This is a genomic window from Rhizobium sp. L9, assembly GCF_002531885.1.
GTDB lineage: Bacteria > Pseudomonadota > Alphaproteobacteria > Rhizobiales > Rhizobiaceae > Rhizobium.
In genome coordinates, this window is sequence record NZ_NWSZ01000001.1 from 74,801 (window position 1) to 92,651 (window position 17,851).

Consider the following 17,851-nt stretch of genomic DNA (forward strand, 5'->3'; position numbering starts at 1 on the left):
CTCATCATTGTACGACACTGGCCTTGCGTAGCCCCTCCATGGCGAGGTCGAAATCGGCGGGGTTCTTGAAGGGCAAGACTTTGCGACGGTATTCCAAGGAGAAGTCGGGATTAACGCGCAGCACCTCTTGCCACGTCGCCCGAGCCTCTTCGAACCGGCCGAGGTGTCCGTAACAGGCGGCCAGAAGCGCGCGCGAGACGTCGGTGACGGGATTGCGGCTCACGCGCTGCACCAACAATTCAACGGCCTCTTCGTACCTTCGCAGTTGAAACCAAGCCCAGGCCTGAAAGTGGAGAACGACATCCGGAAAATACGGGTTCAAGATTCTCGCCCGATCGAAACAGGCGAGTGCCTCGTGAGATCTGCCTGAATAGAGAAGTGCCTCGCCGAGGCTGACCTGCCCTTCGGCGAAGTTCGGGTTGAGGCCTATCGCACGCTCGGCCTCGCCGATGGCTCTATCGTGCTGCCGTGAGTAAAGCCTGACGACACTCAATGCCCAGTGCGCCACGGGGTCGCTCTCATCCCGCGCCACCGCCAGCATCGCAGCCTCTTCGGCCTGCTGGAGCGAGCGTTGCGGCGACGCGCTCCACCGGTTCAGGTAGTCGAGCCCATGGGTAAGGGCGAGAAAGGCATGTGCCGAGGCGAAGTTGGGGTCCAGTTCGACGGCATGTTGCAAAAGATCGCGGGCGTCGCTGTTCGTTTGCTTCGTCAGCCGGTGCCACAGCTCCCGGCCACGCAGGAAGCAGTCATAGGCCTCGGGCTGACCGGTCTGGCCCGGCACCAGCCTTTTCCGATCACCTTCTGTCAGGTTGACCGCCAGTGCGTCGACGATCTGCTGCGTGACATCGTCCTGAACCGCGAAAATGTCGGTCAGGTCTCGATCGAACCGCTCCGCCCATAGATGCCCGCCGGTGGTCGCGTCGATGAGCTGCGCGGTGATGCGTACCCTGTTGCCTGATTTGCGCACACTGCCCTCAAGAACATGCCGCACGCCGAGCTTCGTGCCCACCTCCTGCACGTGGACGTTCCTGCCTTTGAAGGTAAATGACGAATTGCGGGCGATGACGAAGAGCTGCGACAACTTCGATAGCGCCGTGATGATATCTTCCGAGATGCCGTCGGCGAAGTAGTCCTGTTCGGCGTCACCGCTCATGTTGGCGAAGGGCAGGACGGCGATCGACAGCTTCGGCGACGTTGCCCTCGCAGGTGGACTCGTTGCGGTTTCCGAGGTGGCGGCTGCATTGGTCCCGGCGCTGCCGACTTGCAGCGAATAGACGCGGATCGGTTCGGCGATGTTCTTGAGTTGCGTGTTGCCGAGATCGCTGACCGAGAGGTCGAGCCTCGCCTTGACTTGGCGATAGGCATCCTCGGACAGGCAGATCGCGCCTGCCGCGGCGACGCCCTCCAATCGCGAGGCGATGTTGACGCCGTCGCCCATCAGATCGCCATCGCTTTCCTCCACGACGTCGCCCAGATGGATACCGATTCGAAACTCGATGCGACGGTCCTGCGGCACGCCGTCATTGCGCTCCAGCATACCGTTCTGCACCTCAATGGCACAGCGCACGGCGTCCACCACGCTGCGGAACTCGACCAGCGCACCATCGCCGGTGCGCTTCACCACCCGGCCATGGTGCACGGCGATCGTCGGATCGATGAGATCGCTGCGCAGTGCCCGTAACCTCGCCAGGGTGCGGTCCTCGTCGGCGCCGGCAAGCCGGCTGTACCCGACCACGTCTGCGGCCAGGATTGCAGCCAGCTTTCGGTTCTCGCTCATGGCGCGGTCTCCTCACTTCCAGGATAGCAGGGAGACAGAAGGCAAGAAAGAACTTCTAGCCGCGGCTTGGAGCGATCTTGGCTGAGATCGACTTGTCTAATGGCTCATCGACGCACCCAACGTTGAAGCTGCTCGCAATGACTGCTCTGTCGTTCCTTGACGCCGAGCCTGCAACTGCTTCTGGCGCACCGTTGCATCAAGCTTCGACAATGTCCCCGAAACAGGAAAGCAATGGACATTCGCCCGGCCCCTGCCCTTTCACTATCGACCTCAACCATGCTTGAGGAATTACAGAACTACCCGCAGATCCGATGCAGGAGATATAGATGAGCGGAGCTTTCTATCGTGTCGACAAGTTCATCGTGCCGGCGGCGGCGCGTGAGGAATTTCTTGTCAAAGTGATGATGACCCACAAGCTGCTGGAGGCACAGGAGGGCTTCATCGATCACCGGGTGCTGGAGCAGGTCTCAGGTCCCGGCGAATTCAATTTCGTTACCATCGCCGAATGGAAAAATACCGAAGTCGTCGAGCGGGCGCGGGCAGCCGTGACGGCCGCCCACAAGGCCGCAAATTTCGATCCGCAGGAAATGTTCTCGCGTCTCGGCATTCGAGCCGATATCGGCAGTTACAAGCCTGTCGCGGCCTGAGGGCAAGGACGCCGGCTCAGACGCCGGCGATCGCGCCCTCCCGGCGAACGAGAAGATAGAAGCGTCCGCAGAGCATGGCGGCGGCCGCCGCCAGGCCAACGAGGAAGCCGAACCAGATGCCGATGCCGCCCAGACCCAACGGAAAGGCGAAGGCCCAGGCCAGGAAGAAGCCAATCGGCCAGTAAGCTATCAGCGCCATGATCATCGGCACGCGCGCGTCCTTCAGGCCGCGCAGCAGTCCATTAGCGATCACCTGCAGCCCGTCGACCAGTTGGAAAAGCCCGGCAACGACGATCAGCGGCCCGGCATAGGAGAGCACCTCGGGCGCCTCGGGCGAACTGACGTCGAGGAACCAGCTGCCGAGGAATTGGGGCATTGTGGCAAAGAGCACCGAGCCCACCGCCGAAATGGCGCAGCCGAGGATGAACACCATGATCGAAGCCCGCACCAGCCCGTCATAATCGCCCTGCCCGTGGGCGACGCCCACGCGCACCGTCGCCGCCTGGCTGAGGCCTAGCGGGATCATGAAGGCGATCGAAGCCCATTGCAGGGCGATGCCGTGGGCGGCGAGTTCGATCGTGCCGATATAGCCCATCAGCAGCGAGGCCACCGTGAACAGGCTGACCTCGGCAAGGATGGTGACGCTGATCGGGAAGCCGAGCCGGATGACTTCCAGCAGCGCATGCCAGTCGGGCTTCCAGAACCGCACGAAGATCTCGTAGCGGCGCGTCTCATCCCGCCTCTGCACGAAGGCAAGGATGAAGAGGAAACCAGCCGTCTGCACCACGACCGATACGATCGCCGCACCCTCGAGCCCCATCGCCGGAAAGCCGAAATGGCCGAGCACGAGGGCATAGGCGAAGAACGCGTTCATCACCAGCGTCACGATGGTGACGTTGAGGATGATGCCTGCCTTGCCGATGGCGCTGACCAGCGCGCGCATCACGTTGAAGAGCAGTGCCGGCAGCACGCCGAACTGACCGATCATGATATAGCCATGCGCGAGCTTGGCTACCTCCGGCTTCTGCTGCGCGAAGAGCAGGATTTGCTCGGAATAGAAGAAGGCGGGCTGCATGACGGCCCAATATCCAATCACCACCCACAGACCCATGCGCAGCGATCGGCGCACAGAGACGACGTCGCCGCGACCATAGGCCTGCGCCACCATCGGAATGACGGCGATGGCAAAACCCGAACCGAAGATCAGGATGGTGAAGAGGAATTGAGCTGACAGCACCATCGCCGCCAGATGCTCGGCGCCGAGGCGGCCGACGATCATCACGTCGGTGGTATTGATGCCGAGCTGAGCGAGCTGTGCGCCGATCAGCGGAATGCCGAGCGCCAGTGTTGCACGAAAATGCGCACCCCAACGATTATCGTTTGTCGGCGCAAGGCTGCGCGCGTCGATCGGCGTGTCCATGACACCAGTCCTGTGATTGAGATCTGCAACGCCGCGTAGTGGCGCAAAAATATCACTCGGGCTTAAATCAAAGCCCCGCAAAGAACTACCCCAAAACAGGCAGATGATGAAAAATTCATCATACCATCACCATTTCTGATCGGTTCAGCCCACACCTTCCAGCGCCTCGGCCGGCTCCCCGGCTCGAACCCTCGTGAGGAATATCCCGGCGGCCACAACAATGAGCACAGCAGCCGTGAGATACGGCGCACCGGCAAAGGTGACGGGCGCCTCAGGCCGCGTGAAATAGCCGAACATTTGTGTGAAGATCAATGGCCCGACAATGGTGGTGATGCTGCTGAGGCTGGTCAGCGCGCCCTGCAACTCGCCCTGCGCCGAAGGCGGCACCTTCCCGGCGGCAATGCTGCGCAGCGCCGGATCGGCGACGTTTTCGATGACGGTCGCCACGATGACGACATAGACCACCCAGCCCTCCCAGGCGAAGGCATAGCCGGTCAAGCCTGCAGCCGAGAAACAGAGGCCGAGAAGCGCGGTCTTCCACTCGCCAAGCACAGGCACGATCCGCGGCAGGACAAGGCCCATGACGAGCGCAGCACCGATGCCGTAAATGCCGAGCGACAGGCCGATCTGGCCCTCGCTCCAACCGTAGCGGTAGGTGGAGACGAAGGACCAGACCGAGGGATAAACGGCATGCGCCAGGAAAAACAGGAACATGACGAGGCTGACCCCGCCGATGCCAGGGTAATGGCGCATCTGGCGCAGCGCGCCGAGGGGGTTGGCGCGTTTCCACTCGAAGCGGCGGCGGTTCTTCGCCTCCAGCGTTTCCGGCAGCAGAAAGCAGGCGGCGATGAAATTGAGAAGCGACAAAGCGGCAGCGCCGAGGAAGGGTACGCGTGGGCCGAATTCCCCGAGGAATCCGCCAATGACAGGGCCGATGGTAAAGCCGACGCCGAAGGCGATGCCGATCAGTCCGAAGTTCTTCGCGCGGTTCTCCTCCGTGCTGATATCGGCGATATAGGCCGAGCAGGTGGCGAAGCTGCCGCCGCTGATGCCGGCAAGCACGCGGCCGACGAACAGCATCCAGAAGCTGGTGGCGATGCCGCAGATGAAGTTGTCGATGGCGAAGGTCAGCACCGAAAGCAGAAGGATCGGCCGGCGGCCGAAGCGGTCGGACAGGTTTCCGAGCAACGGCGCGAACAGGAACTGCATGCCGGCATAGACGAGCATCAGCCAGCCGCCGTCGATCGCCGCATCGCTGACGCTGCCGCCGGTCAGCTGCTCCAGATAGGCGGGCAGCACCGGCATGATGATGGCGATGCCGATAATGTCGAGGAAGAGGATGACGAAGACCAGGAAAAGGCCGCGGCGAACGAATCTCGGATCAAGCATGAGGCATCTCTACAGCAGCTGTTTCTGAAAAGACGATCTCCGTCGCCGGAAAGTGACATAGCTCAGAAAAGAAACTGAAACAATCGGTGAACATCCGGAAGCATCTCAGGAGTTCTACGGGAAAATCGTCAGGGCCTCAACCGGTAGACGCGCGCCGTCGTTCCGGCGAATCGTAGCTATAAAACTCCCTTGCAATCGCCGCGACGGCATCCAGATCAATCCAAGCAGAACATTGTTCCCCTCATCGGCGCCCGCCGCCGCGACCGGTTGACTGAGGCGCTCGGTTCACTTGCGGTGGATCTGTCGGCAGAAGATTTCGCTGCCATTGAACGCGTCGTGCCGAAGGATGCTGCGGCCGGCGGGCGCTATCCCGAGCATATGCTGCAGCACATGGATAGTGTGAAGTGAGGTTAGGTGTTAGGTCAAAGGGGCTCAAACGTCCGGCCGTGTAGCCCCCTCATCCGACCTACGGGCACCTTCTCCCGAGGGGAGAAGAGGGAATCGAAACGTCGCGGAAAGTCCCCTTCTCCCCTCGGGTAGATGGGACCCCAAGGGTCGGATGAGGGGCCACACGCAGGGACTCTGGAAACCTCAAACTGGCCCCGAAAACGTATCACACGCCGTCAGCTGTCCGCTGTCGAAACCGCGCTTGAACCATCTGACGCGCTGCGCCGAGGTGCCGTGGTTGAAACTCTCGGGCACGACGTAACCTTGCGAGCGCTTCTGCAGCGTATCGTCGCCGATCTGCTGTGCGGCATTCAGCGCCTCCTCGAGATCGCCCGCCTCCAGGATACCCTTCTGCTGGGTATACTTGCCCCAGATGCCGGCGAAGCAATCCGCCTGCAGCTCGACGCGGACCGACATCTTGTTGGCCTCCTCCTCGCTCATGCGCTGGCGGGCCTGGTTGAACTTCGGCAGGATGCCGAGCAGGTTCTGCACGTGATGGCCGACCTCATGCGCAACGACATAGGCTTCGGCAAAATCGCCGGATGCGCCGAAGCGATCGGACAGCTCTTGGAAGAAGGCCGTGTCGAGATAGACCTTATGATCTCCAGGGCAATAGAACGGACCGGTCGCGGCAGAGGCGAAGCCGCAGGCCGACTGCGTCTGGTCGGAGAAGAGTACGAGCCGAGGCTCCTCGTAATCCCGGCCCTGTGCCTGGAAAATGCCGTTCCAGGTATCCTCGGTCTCGGCAAGGACGGTCCGCACGAAAGCGGTCATTTCGTCATTGGCGGGGGTGCGGGCGCCGGATTCGCTCTGCTCGTAGCCGGGGCCGCTGGACATGCCCCCGCTGTCCAGCACCTGCATCAAGTCGATGCCCATCGCCTTGAAGATCAGATAGATGACGACGAGGAAGATGATCGTGCCGATGCTCAAGCCACCGCCGGCGCGGCGAACACCGCCGCCTGAGGGAAAGCTGAAACCACCGCCGCGGCCAAAACCGCCGCCGGTGGGATCGCCGCGACGATCCTCGACATTGTCGGACTGACGCCGGCCTCTCCATTCCATCTTCGTTCTCCCCGCCAATCCCGATGCTTGTCATCAATGAATTTATATAACCGTCAGCAGGAGGAATTCCAGCGGCTTCAACCGCATGCAAAATAGGCGGCTGCACGGCTCCTCGGCTGCAAACTTGACGGACGGTATATTGTTCCCTCAGCCCATCGGCCCCAGCCATGCGTCCCCATCACGTAAAGAAGATGCGTCAACCGCTTGACGCGACTCCTGCTTTCGCCCTTCCTGTTAGAAGGGGAGAATGCGGGAGGAGATGGCGATGAAGGCGGTGCGTCTGCAAGCGACGGGACAGTTGCAGCTTTGCGAAGTCGGAAAGCCGGCACCAGGTCCGGGTGAATTGCTCGTTCGGATCGAGGCCTGCGGCATCTGCGGCACCGACCGCCATATCTTCCACGGCGAATTTCCGTCGAAGCCGCCGGTGACGCTCGGCCATGAATTCGCCGGCATCATCGAGACCGTCGGACCTGATGTGACCGATTTCCGCCCCGGCATGCGCGTGACCGGCGATCCGAACATTTCCTGCGGCGGCTGCGGGGAATGCCGGCGCGGCCGAGTCAATCTCTGCCGGAACCTGCAGGCGATCGGCATTCACCGCGACGGCGGCTTTGCCGATTATGTCTGCATGCCGCAAAGCCAGGCCTTCGCGCTGCCGACCGATCTTGATCCGCTCCACGGCGCCTTCTGCGAACCGCTCGCCTGCTGCATCCACGGCGTCGATCTCGCCGGGCTGCATACCGGCGCTTCAGTCATCGTACTCGGCGGCGGCGTGATCGGCCTGCTCACGGTTCAACTGGCAAGGCTCGCCGGCGCCACCCGCGTCATTCTGGTGACGCGCAGCGCCGAAAAACGACGCTTGGCCGAAATCCTCGGCGCCACGGCAACGGCCGATCCAGGCGACGGCGATATCGTTGCCCGCATCACCGCCGCAGACGGATTGCTGCCCGGCGGCGCCGATGTCGTCTTCGAATGCGCCGGCGTCGCTGAAACCATGCAACAGGCGCCGCGGCTTGCCCGCCGTGGCGGCACTGCCGTCATTCTCGGCGTGATGCCGCAGGGGGCAAAAATCGAGATCCAGCCCTTTGACCTGCTGTTTCGCGAAGTCAGGCTGATAAGCTCCTTCGTCAACCCCTTCACTCATGGCCGCGCCGCCGATCTGATCGCCTCCGGCAGGATCGAGGTCGAGCCGTTGATCTCCCGCAGGATTGGGCTTGCAGAAGCCCCAGACGCGATCGTCAATCCGGCGCGCAGCGGCGAAATCCGGGCGCTCGTCATCCCCGGCCGGGAATAGGCGTCCGCGCCGGTTCGAATTCCTGTCGATTCCGCGATTTATGGGGTTCCGTTTGCAAATACATTTGCCTATAAGCCGCTTCTAGCCTGAAAAGACCCAGCATGCGCAACCGACCCGGTGATCTCCCACCCTGGCCGGTTTTCTGCGCAGCCAGAAAATGGATATCGCCATGCCGAAGCGCCAAGACATCAAATCGATCCTCATCATCGGCGCGGGACCGATCGTCATTGGCCAGGCTTGCGAATTCGACTATTCCGGTACCCAGGCCTGCAAGGCTTTGAGAGAGGAAGGCTACCGCGTCATCCTCGTCAACTCCAACCCGGCGACGATCATGACCGACCCCGGGCTGGCAGACGCAACTTATGTCGAGCCGATCACCCCGGAAGTCGTCGCGAAGATCATCGCCAAGGAGCGCCCGGACGCGCTGCTGCCGACCATGGGCGGCCAGACGGCATTGAATACCGCCCTATCCCTAAAGCGCATGGGCGTGCTCGACCGCTACAATGTCGAGATGATCGGCGCCAAGCCGGCGGCCATCGACATGGCCGAAGACCGCGCTCTGTTCCGCGAGGCTATGGCACGCATCGGCCTTGAAACGCCGCGCTCGATGCTGGCGAACGCCACCGACATCAAGGATCTCGACCGCAAGACGCACGAAGCCGAGCGCACCAAACTGCGCGAAAGCCTCTCCGGTCCCGACCTCGACAAGGCGCTGGACGAGCTGGAAAACCAGTGGAATCTTGGCGAGAGCGACCGCAAGCAGCGCTACCTGAACCATGCCATGGCGATCGCCGCCCAGGCACTCGACCATGTCGGCCTGCCCGCCATCATCCGCCCCTCCTTCACCCTCGGCGGCACCGGCGGCGGCATTGCCTACAACCGCTCGGAATTCTTCGAGATCGTCGGCGGCGGTCTCGACGCTTCGCCGACCACCGAAGTGCTGATCGAAGAATCGGTGCTCGGCTGGAAGGAGTATGAAATGGAAGTGGTCCGCGACAAGGCGGACAACTGCATCATCATCTGCTCGATCGAGAACATCGATCCGATGGGCGTTCATACCGGCGACTCCATCACTGTCGCTCCGGCGCTGACGCTGACCGACAAGGAATACCAGATTATGCGCAACGCCTCGATCGCGGTGCTGCGCGAGATCGGCGTCGAGACCGGCGGCTCGAACGTCCAGTTCGCCGTCAATCCGAAGGACGGCCGCCTCGTCGTCATCGAAATGAACCCGCGCGTCTCGCGCTCCTCGGCACTCGCTTCCAAGGCCACCGGCTTCCCGATCGCCAAGGTCGCCGCGAAGCTCGCCATCGGCTACACGCTCGACGAGTTGGAAAACGATATCACCGGCGGCGCAACGCCGGCTTCCTTCGAGCCGTCCATCGACTATGTCGTCACCAAGATCCCGCGTTTCGCCTTCGAGAAATTCCCCGGCGCCTCCCCGGTCCTGACGACGGCGATGAAATCGGTCGGCGAAGTCATGGCGATCGGCCGCACCTTCGCCGAATCGCTGCAGAAGGCGCTGCGCGGCCTCGAAACCGGCCTGACCGGCCTCGACGAAATCGAGATCCCCGATTTCGAAGAAGGCGAATCCAGCCAGAACGCCATCCGCGCAGCCATCGGCACGCCGACGCCGGACCGCCTGCGCATGGTCGCCCAGGCGCTGCGCCAGGGCCTCAGCATCGAAGAGGTGCATGAAGGCTGCAAGATCGATCCCTGGTTCATTGCCGAACTCAAGAATATCGTCGACATGGAAGCCCGCATCCGCGAGCATGGCCTGCCCGGCGATGCCGCGAACCTGCGCATGTTGAAGGCCATGGGTTTCTCCGACGCGAGGCTGGCGACCCTGACCGGCAAGCGCCCGAAGGAAGTCGCGGAACTCCGCAACAGCCTGAACGTGCGTCCGGTTTTCAAGCGTATCGACACCTGTGCGGCCGAATTCGCTTCGCCTACGGCCTATATGTATTCGACCTACGAGACGCCCTTCGTCGGCGCCGCCCGCTCGGAAGCGCAAGTCTCCGACCGCAAGAAGGTCGTCATCCTCGGCGGCGGCCCGAACCGCATCGGCCAGGGCATCGAGTTCGACTATTGCTGCTGCCATGCCGCCTTCGCGCTGAAGGATGCCGGCTATGAAGCGATCATGATCAACTGCAACCCCGAAACCGTCTCGACCGACTATGACACGTCGGATCGCCTCTACTTCGAGCCGCTGACGGCCGAAGACGTGATCGAGATTCTGCGTGCCGAACAGGAAAAGGGCGAAGTCGTCGGCGTCATCGTCCAGTTCGGCGGCCAGACGCCGCTGAAGCTTGCCGAGGCGCTTGAGAAGAACGGCATTCCGATTCTCGGCACCGCGCCTGACGCGATCGACCTCGCCGAAGACCGCGACCGCTTCCAGAAGCTTCTGATGAAACTCGATCTCAACCAGCCGAACAACGGCATCGCCTATTCGGTCGAGCAGGCCCGCCTCGTCGCCGCCGAGATCGGCTTCCCGCTGGTCGTTCGCCCGTCTTACGTGCTCGGCGGCCGCGCCATGCAGATCCTGCATTCGGAAGGCCAGTTGCAGACCTACCTTCTCGATACGGTTCCGGAACTGGTGCCTGAGGATATCAAGCAGCGTTATCCCAACGACAAGACCGGCCAGATCAACACGCTGCTCGGCAAGAATCCGCTGCTCTTCGACAGCTACCTCACCCACGCGATCGAAGTCGACGTCGACTGCCTCTCCGATGGCACCGACGTCTATGTCGCGGGCATCATGGAGCATATCGAGGAAGCCGGCATCCATTCCGGTGACTCGGCCTGCTCGCTGCCGCCGCGTTCGCTGCCGGTCGAACTGCTCGACGAGTTGGAGCGCCAGGCCAAGGCCATGGCCAAGGCGCTCAATGTCGGCGGCCTGATGAACGTCCAGTTCGCCATCAAGGACGGCACTGTCTACGTGCTCGAAGTCAATCCGCGCGCCTCGCGCACCGTGCCCTTTGTCGCCAAGACCATCGGTGCGCCAATCGCCAAGATCGCCGCCCGCGTCATGGCCGGCGAGACGCTCGACGCGACCTTCGCCGCCTATGGGCAGAAGCCCGATCCGCGTAAGCTCACCCACATCGCTGTCAAGGAAGCCGTCTTCCCCTTCGCCCGCTTCCCCGGCGTCGACACGCTGCTCGGCCCGGAAATGCGCTCGACCGGCGAAGTGATCGGCCTCGACAGCGATTTTGCCCTGGCCTTCGCCAAGTCGCAGCTCGGCGCCGGCGTCGAGTTGCCGCGTGATGGAACAGTCTTCGTCTCCGTGCGTGATGAGGACAAGGCGCGCGTGCTGCCGGCGATCCGCATCCTCGTCGAAGAAGGCTTCAAGGTGCTGGCAACCGGCGGCACCGCCCGCTTCCTTGGCGAAAACGGCATCACCGCCACCAAGATCAACAAGGTCCTGGAAGGCCGTCCGCACATCGAGGACGCGATCCGCAACCGCCAGGTCCAGCTCGTCATCAACACCACGGACGGCAACAAGGCGATCTCGGATTCCAAGTCACTGCGCCGCGCAACGTTGATGCAGAAGGTGCCCTATTACACGACGATGGCCGGCGCCGAAGCCGCCGCTCAGGCGATCAAGGCGCTGAGGGCAGGCAATCTCGAAGTCCGGCCGCTGCAGAGCTATTTCGCCTGACATGAGAGCAATTCCAGCAGAACTGTGCCGCAGTCTTGCTGGATTGCGTAAAAACAACGAGATAGCGCCATCGCTTAATGGGCGCTGGCGCTATCTCGCCGGAATCAATTTATCCGGCTAAGACCATAAGCCGCTGAATTTCCGTCATATCCTCGCGAAACCGCGCCAGTTCCTCTGCCTTCAGCCGCTCGTCAGGAATGCGCAGCAGATAGGATGGATGCACGGTGACGAAGAGCGTACGCCCTCCTTCGATCGCCATCGCCCTTCCCCTGACATCCTGCAGCTGTTCTTTCACGTCGGTCAGCGCCGCAAGCGCCGTCGCCCCCATTGCGACGATCAGTTTCGGCTTAATCAGCGCCAACTCCCGATCGAGCCACGAGCGGCAATGCTTCACCTCGCTCATATTGGGCTTCTGGTGGATGCGCCGCTTGCCACGCGGCTCATACTTGAAATGTTTGACCGCATTGGTGACGTAGAGCCTCGATCGGTCGATGCCGGCCTCTGCTATCACCTGATCGAGAAGCCTGCCGGCAGGTCCGACGAAGGGGCGGCCGGCAATATCCTCCTGGTCGCCCGGCTGCTCGCCGACAAACATCACCTGCGCATCGCGCGGCCCCTCCCCGAACACGGTCTGGGTGGCATTGGCATGCAGCGGACAGCGCGTGCAGACGGCGGCTTCCGCGCGCAGTGCTTCCAGCGTGCCCGCTGGAGCCTCAGGTTCTGCGGGGAGATTGCGTGCCGCCTGCTGCAAGCGGTCGTGGAACGGCAGCGATAGCGTCGCCTCCCGCGCCGCCATCTCCCGCACCTTGCTTTCGGCCGATGCAATCAAGCCAGGAATGAGATCCGCCTCCGGCAGGTTCTTCCAGTACTTCTTCGGCATCTCCGCCTGCATCGCCTTCACCTTCAATCGCGCCGGGTTGAAGATATTGGCGTAGTAGGTACGCCAGAGCTCGTCGGTGGCATCGCTGAGATTGGGCTTTTCACACGGCTCGTCGGCAATCGTCAACCGCTCTCCGTCCCAGGCCGCCGATCCCTTCGGCGTTGCAATCAGCCAGTCCATGTCGTTGAAGCGCCGCTGGAAGAAGGGAGCCGTGCGTCTGACGATATGATGGTCGGGCTCGAACCAGGCGAGGAATTTCCGACGCGCTGCCGATACCGCACCAACTTCCTTGAAACGGACGAAGGCCGTCATCTTGTGAGCGTCGCGCCGAACGCTCTTCGCCATCAGCTTGGCCCGCACGACATCCTCATCGGACGTCACCTCCAACAGCTGCCGGTCCATCTGCAGCCGCCAGAGCAGACGGTACAGCAGAGAAAATCGCGCCGGATCGGAATGGCAAAGAACCATCTCAGCAAGCCCTATGAAGGCGGGCGGCACCGTCATCGGCTTGCGGGTCGTCGCGGGCGCCGGCGGCATGGCGTCCCGCTGAAAGGACAGATCGGCCTCGGCGCTCCTTTCGCGCCAATCGATCTCCTCCGGCAATATGCCGGCCGCCGCCAGGGCGCGTGCCGCGTCACGCCATTCGGCAAGATCTCCGCGTCCTGCGAGAACCACCCGGCGCATCATAGCAACGACAATTGTTCGGGCTGCGGCTCGAACATGGCCCGCAGGTCCGGGCGGTCGATCAGCCGCCTTGGCGACCAGCCTTCCGCGGCGATGAAGGGCTGGACCTTCTTGATCGAAACGCCGAGCCGGGAGAGATCATCGAGCCCCAGGCGACGAAAACGGCGCGCCGAAACGATCGCCTTCACAGTTTTTAAGCCGAGGCCCGGCACACGCAGCAGTCGCTCACGCTCAGACTTGTTGATGTCGACCGGAAACTCGCCCCGGTTGGCAAGGGCCCAGGCAAGCTTTGGATCGAGATTGAGATCAAGCATGCCGTCCGCCTGGCTTGCGGTGATTTCCTCGATGCCGAAACCGTAGAACCGATACAGCCAGTCTGCTTGGTAGAGCCGGTGTTCTCGCATCAGCGGCGGTTTGATCAGCGGCAGGTTTTTCGACGCGTCGGGGATGGGGCTGAAGGCGGAGTAATAGACGCGCTTCAGGCCATAGCTGCTGTAAAGCCGGCCGCTGCTCGCAAGGATCGTCGCATCATTGGCCCCATCTGCGCCGACGATCATCTGCGTGCTCTGGCCGGCCGGGACGAAACGCTGTCGTTTCCTCGTCTTTAATGTCGGCTCACTGGCCGCCTCGATCTTGAGCCGGAGGTCCCCCATCGATCGCCTAATACTGGCAGGCTTCTTCTCCGGTGCGAAACGGGAAATCCCGCTATCGGTCGGCAGTTCGATATTGAGCGACAGCCTGTCGGCATGAAGCCCCGCCTCCTCGATCAGATGCGGCGACGCCTCAGGGATCGCTTTGAGATGGATATAGCCGCGGAAATTGTGGGTTACCCGCAGCTCACGCACGATGCGGACCAGCTCCTCCATCGTGTAATCGGAAGAGCGAATGATACCGGAGGACAGGAAGAGGCCTTCGATATAGTTGCGGCGGTAGAATTCGAGCGTCAGCCAGACGACCTCCTCCGCGGTGAAGCGTGCCCGCTCGACATTGCTAGAGGAGCGATTGACGCAATAGGCGCAGTCATAGATGCAGAAATTGGTGAGCAGGATCTTCAGAAGCGAAATGCACCGCCCATCCGGAGCATAGGCATGGCAGATGCCGGACCCCTCGGTCGAACCCAGTCCGCCGCTTCTGCTCGAATCGCGTTTCACCGTGCCGCTGGAAGCACAGGAAGCATCGTATTTCGCGGCGTCTGAAAGGATGGCCAAACGTTCGGTTAGCGACTTCTTCATTAGAATGTTCACTATATGTTCTTGGCTGCAAAGTCAATCCCGACGTCCCCGCTTATGCCCCGTTTTGGCGCACATCACCTGACGTACCAGCGGGTTGGGTTTCATTTATGCGAATTTTCTGGAAATCAGCCGTGGCGATCTGCTATAAGCATGCAACTATGATTGTGGCACGGTTCCGAAGCTCCCCTTCGGGACCTGTTTTCTTTTGTGTGTGCCTGACTGTGCTGACGCAAGACGGGCGGCCGCAAGGAGTGAAGGACAGAAAAATGGTTGATAAGGTACCGATGACACAGGGTGGTTTCGTCAAGCTGCAGGAAGAACTGCGCTGGCGTCAGCAGGAAGAGCGTCCCCGAATCATCGAGGCGATCGCCGAAGCCCGTGCTCATGGCGACCTTTCCGAAAATGCCGAATACCACGCCGCGAAGGAAGCCCAGAGCCACAACGAGGGCCGCATCACCGAGCTGGAAGACCTGACGGCGCGCGCCGAGGTTATCGATCTCACCAAGATGTCGGGCGACAAGATCAAGTTCGGCGCCAAGGTGAAGCTCGTCGACGAGGACACCGAGGAAGAAAAGACCTACCAGATCGTCGGCGACCAGGAAGCCGACGTCAAGGCCGGCCGCATCTCCATCTCCTCCCCGATCGCGCGTGCGCTGATCGGCAAGGAAGTCGGCGATTCCATCGAGGTCAACGCACCGGGTGGCTCCAAGGCCTACGAAATCCTCCAGGTTTCCTGGGGCTGATCGCCCGCCAGACATGAGATTCATCCTTGCCGGACATTCGTGACGTCGAGATCATCGCGCCCAATTTCAAGCGCCGGCTCTCCGGCGTCACCTCGACCATCGTCCAGCTCATCCCGTGCCAGATCCGGCTTGGCATGCGCATAGCAACGCTGGGGCCGGGCCTGCCGGAGGGCCTGCCAAAACTGAGTTGGGCGCAGCTTTTTGGGCTGTGGCGCCCGCCGGCCCGGCGCCGTCACCGCGTCTGGCACGCCCGCCGCAACAATGAGATGGCCGTCGGCATCCTGCTTTGCCATGTCCTGCGCATGCCGCTGAAGCTGCTCTTCACCTCGGCCGCGCAACGCCGTCACACCGCCTATACGAAATGGCTGATCCGCCGCATGGATGCGGTAATCGCGACCAGCGACCGTTCCGGCTCCTTTCTCGAGGTGCCTCACACGGTCATCCAGCACGGCGTCGACCTTTCCTTGTTCCACCCGCCGGAAACGGCCGACGATGGCATTGGCGCCACCGGGCTGCGCGGACGCTATCTCGTCGGCTGCTTCGGCCGCGTGCGCCATCAGAAAGGCACCGATCTCTTCGTCCAAGCGATGATCGAACTCTTGCCGCAGCACCCCGAATGGACGGCCGTCGTCTCCGGCCGCGTGACGGCGGAGCACACCGCCTTCGGCGAAAAGCTCAAGGCCGATGTCGCCGCCGCGGGCCTCGCCGACCGTATCCTTTTCCTCGGTGAAGTGCCCGATATCAAAATCTGGTATCGCCGTTTGACGCTTTACGTAGCCCCTTCCCGCAATGAGGGCTTCGGTCTGACGCCGCTCGAAGCCATGGCCTCGCGGACCGCGGTGGTGGCATCGGATGCGGGCGCCTATGCCGAACTCATCGCCGAAGGCGAGACCGGCTCGGTGGTGGCGGCTGGCGACGGCGAAGCGCTGACGCGGGCAATCGCCCCCTATATCGCAGATCCGTCGCTGGCGATCGCGCATGGCGAGAATGCATTGCGTCATGTCCGGGCGAATTTCGCGTTGGAAAAAGAAGCAAACGCGATCGGCGCCGTCTATGAGCGCCTTCTCGGCGACAATCGTGGCTGAGCAGAACGAGATTCAGCAAAAAGCGACGGCCCATCACATGACGGGCCGCTGCAAATATCCAAGAGGGGCGAACAAAGCCGCCTTTTATTCCGCCGGCTGAAGCGTCACAGCCGGGACGCCCTCTTCCGTCTGGCCGCCGAGAGCTGCGGCGAGCTGCGCGGTATCCAGTTCCTTTTCCCAGCGTGCCACGACGATCGTCGCGACCGCATTGCCGACGAGGTTGGTCAGCGCCCGGCATTCCGACATGAAGCGGTCGATGCCGAGGATAAGCGCCATGCCGGCGACCGGCACGGAGGGCACGACGGAGAGCGTCGCGGCAAGCGTGATGAAGCCGGCGCCGGTGATTCCAGCGGCCCCCTTCGAGCTCAGCATCGCCACGAGCAGCAGCAGGATCTGATCACCCCAGGAGAGCTGGATGCCGGTTGCCTGGGCAATGAAGAGGGCGGCCAGCGTCATGTAGATATTGGTGCCGTCGAGATTGAAGGAATAGCCTGTCGGGATGACGAGGCCGACGACCGAGCGCTTGCAGCCGGCCTTTTCCATCTTGTTCATCAGCCCTGGCAGTGCGGCCTCGGACGACGAGGTGCCGAGAACCAGCAGCAGCTCTTCCTTGATGTAGCGCAGCAGCGTCAGGATCGAGAAGCCGTTATAGCGGGCGACGGCGCCGAGCACGACCAGAACGAAGAGCAGCGAGGTGATGTAGAAGGTGCCGATCAGCATGGCGAGGTTGGCGATCGAACCGATGCCGTACTTGCCGATGGTGAAGGCCATGGCGCCGAAGGCACCGATCGGGGCGGCCTTCATCAGGATGGCGACAAGTTTGAAGACAGGAGCCGTCAGCGCATTGAGGAAGGTCACGACCTGCTCACCCTTTTCGCCGACCATGGCGAGCGCAATGCCGAACAGCACCGAGAAGAACAATACCTGCAGAATATCGCCATCGGCAAAGGCGCCGACAATCGTCGTGGGGATGATATTCGTGAGGAAGCCGACGATGCTCTGCTCATGCGCCTTCTCGGCAAAGGTGGCGACGGCCTTCGGGTCGAGCGAAGCCGGATCGATATTCATGCCGGCGCCGGGCTGAATGACATTGGCGACGACCATGCCGATGACGAGCGCCAAGGTCGAGAAGGTCAGGAAGTAGAGCATTGCCTTGCCGGCGACGCGGCCGACCTTCTTCAAGTCGCTCATGCCGGCAATACCGGTCGCAACCGTCAGGAAGATGACCGGCGCGATGATCATCTTGACGAGCTTGATGAAGGCATCGCCGAGCGGCTTCAGCTGCGTGCCGAGTTCGGGGTAGAAATGGCCGAGCAGGATACCCGCGGCGATGGCGGCGAGAACCTGAACGTAAAGATGGGCATAAAAGGGTTTTCTTCGCTTGCTGTCCGCGACTGCATCGAATGGTGCTGCGATCATGATGTCCTCCTAAAGGCTCGTCCGGAACGAACTCCGGCCTCCCGAGCCGTTCGCTTCACTCCAACAGCTCAGCCGTTGTTGCCATCTCTTTCGCAAGCGCCGTGCCAGTTTCGC

The 17,851-nt window shown here is 62.0% G+C and carries 12 protein-coding genes and 1 pseudogene; 6 read left to right on the top strand and 7 right to left on the bottom strand.

The window, feature by feature from the left end; all coding sequences use genetic code 11:
- Positions 1 to 4: 4 nt before the first annotated feature.
- Complete coding sequence (locus CO660_RS00380) at positions 5 to 1,777, bottom strand: adenylate/guanylate cyclase domain-containing protein (protein ID WP_097596900.1); 1,773 nt, start codon at positions 1,775 to 1,777, stop codon at positions 5 to 7.
- A 326-nt stretch (positions 1,778 to 2,103) separates the two neighbouring features.
- Here CO660_RS00380 and CO660_RS00385 point away from each other — a divergent pair, with 326 nt between their 5' ends.
- A complete protein-coding gene (locus tag CO660_RS00385) occupies positions 2,104 to 2,424 on the top strand; it encodes an antibiotic biosynthesis monooxygenase (protein ID WP_085778866.1) in 321 nt (106 codons plus the stop codon).
- A 16-nt stretch (positions 2,425 to 2,440) separates the two neighbouring features.
- Here CO660_RS00385 and CO660_RS00390 read toward each other — a convergent pair whose 3' ends face one another.
- On the bottom strand, positions 2,441 to 3,844 hold the full coding sequence (locus CO660_RS00390) for an MATE family efflux transporter (RefSeq protein WP_097596901.1): 1,404 nt from the start codon (positions 3,842 to 3,844) through the stop codon (positions 2,441 to 2,443).
- Positions 3,845 to 3,988: 144 nt separating this feature from the next.
- Positions 3,989 to 5,233 (bottom strand): TCR/Tet family MFS transporter, encoded by a 1,245-nt coding sequence (locus tag CO660_RS00395; protein WP_097596902.1) that lies wholly within the window; start codon positions 5,231 to 5,233, stop codon positions 3,989 to 3,991.
- Positions 5,234 to 5,458: 225 nt separating this feature from the next.
- Here CO660_RS00395 and CO660_RS00400 point away from each other — a divergent pair.
- Positions 5,459 to 5,641, top strand: a pseudogene (locus tag CO660_RS00400) (aldo/keto reductase); the annotation flags it as partial.
- Positions 5,642 to 5,824: 183 nt separating this feature from the next.
- Here CO660_RS00400 and CO660_RS00405 read toward each other — a convergent pair.
- A complete protein-coding gene (locus CO660_RS00405) occupies positions 5,825 to 6,742 on the bottom strand; it encodes a neutral zinc metallopeptidase (RefSeq protein ID WP_097596903.1) in 918 nt (305 codons plus the stop codon).
- Positions 6,743 to 7,007: 265 nt separating this feature from the next.
- On the opposite strand from CO660_RS00405, the gene CO660_RS00410 reads away from it, so the two are divergent.
- Positions 7,008 to 8,036 (top strand): zinc-dependent alcohol dehydrogenase family protein, encoded by a 1,029-nt coding sequence (locus tag CO660_RS00410; protein ID WP_097596921.1) that lies wholly within the window; start codon positions 7,008 to 7,010, stop codon positions 8,034 to 8,036.
- Positions 8,037 to 8,205: 169 nt separating this feature from the next.
- Positions 8,206 to 11,694 carry a carbamoyl-phosphate synthase large subunit gene (gene carB, locus CO660_RS00415; protein ID WP_097596922.1) on the top strand — a complete coding sequence of 1,163 codons (3,489 nt, stop codon included), beginning with the start codon at positions 8,206 to 8,208 and terminating at the stop codon, positions 11,692 to 11,694.
- A gap of 109 nt (positions 11,695 to 11,803) precedes the next feature.
- On the opposite strand, the gene CO660_RS00420 is transcribed toward carB, so the two are convergent.
- Together CO660_RS00420 and CO660_RS00425 are read right to left on the bottom strand one after the other, a co-directional pair.
- The gene (locus CO660_RS00420; RefSeq protein ID WP_097596923.1) at positions 11,804 to 13,258 is read right to left on the bottom strand and encodes a UdgX family uracil-DNA binding protein; all 1,455 of its coding nucleotides are present in this window, start codon (positions 13,256 to 13,258) and stop codon (positions 11,804 to 11,806) included.
- Positions 13,258 to 14,490 (bottom strand): putative DNA modification/repair radical SAM protein, encoded by a 1,233-nt coding sequence (locus tag CO660_RS00425; RefSeq protein ID WP_097596904.1) that lies wholly within the window; start codon positions 14,488 to 14,490, stop codon positions 13,258 to 13,260. Before CO660_RS00425 ends, CO660_RS00420 begins: the two co-directional genes overlap by 1 nt.
- 266 nt (positions 14,491 to 14,756) lie before the next feature.
- Between CO660_RS00425 and greA the strand changes: the two genes are divergently transcribed.
- Together greA and CO660_RS00435 are read left to right on the top strand one after the other, a co-directional pair.
- Entirely contained in the window at positions 14,757 to 15,233 is a 477-nt protein-coding gene (greA, locus tag CO660_RS00430; RefSeq protein WP_004672775.1) for a transcription elongation factor GreA, read from the top strand.
- 26 nt (positions 15,234 to 15,259) lie between these two features.
- Entirely contained in the window at positions 15,260 to 16,318 is a 1,059-nt protein-coding gene (locus CO660_RS00435) for a glycosyltransferase family 4 protein (protein ID WP_097596905.1), read from the top strand.
- A gap of 84 nt (positions 16,319 to 16,402) precedes the next feature.
- Here the strand turns inward: CO660_RS00435 and CO660_RS00440 are convergent, their stop codons facing one another.
- Positions 16,403 to 17,737 (bottom strand): dicarboxylate/amino acid:cation symporter, encoded by a 1,335-nt coding sequence (locus CO660_RS00440; protein WP_097596906.1) that lies wholly within the window; start codon positions 17,735 to 17,737, stop codon positions 16,403 to 16,405.
- Positions 17,738 to 17,851: the final 114 nt, after the last annotated feature.

Coding starts and splice junctions, on each gene's coding strand:
- CO660_RS00380 (WP_097596900.1), bottom strand. CDS start 1,777: ATGAGCGAGAACCGAAAGCTGGCTGCAATCCTGGCCGCAGACGTGGTC.
- CO660_RS00385 (WP_085778866.1), top strand. CDS start 2,104: ATGAGCGGAGCTTTCTATCGTGTCGACAAGTTCATCGTGCCGGCGGCG.
- CO660_RS00390 (WP_097596901.1), bottom strand. CDS start 3,844: ATGGACACGCCGATCGACGCGCGCAGCCTTGCGCCGACAAACGATAAT.
- CO660_RS00395 (WP_097596902.1), bottom strand. CDS start 5,233: ATGCTTGATCCGAGATTCGTTCGCCGCGGCCTTTTCCTGGTCTTCGTC.
- CO660_RS00405 (WP_097596903.1), bottom strand. CDS start 6,742: ATGGAATGGAGAGGCCGGCGTCAGTCCGACAATGTCGAGGATCGTCGC.
- CO660_RS00410 (WP_097596921.1), top strand. CDS start 7,008: ATGAAGGCGGTGCGTCTGCAAGCGACGGGACAGTTGCAGCTTTGCGAA.
- carB (WP_097596922.1), top strand. CDS start 8,206: ATGCCGAAGCGCCAAGACATCAAATCGATCCTCATCATCGGCGCGGGA.
- CO660_RS00420 (WP_097596923.1), bottom strand. CDS start 13,258: ATGCGCCGGGTGGTTCTCGCAGGACGCGGAGATCTTGCCGAATGGCGT.
- CO660_RS00425 (WP_097596904.1), bottom strand. CDS start 14,490: ATGAAGAAGTCGCTAACCGAACGTTTGGCCATCCTTTCAGACGCCGCG.
- greA (WP_004672775.1), top strand. CDS start 14,757: ATGGTTGATAAGGTACCGATGACACAGGGTGGTTTCGTCAAGCTGCAG.
- CO660_RS00440 (WP_097596906.1), bottom strand. CDS start 17,737: ATGATCGCAGCACCATTCGATGCAGTCGCGGACAGCAAGCGAAGAAAA.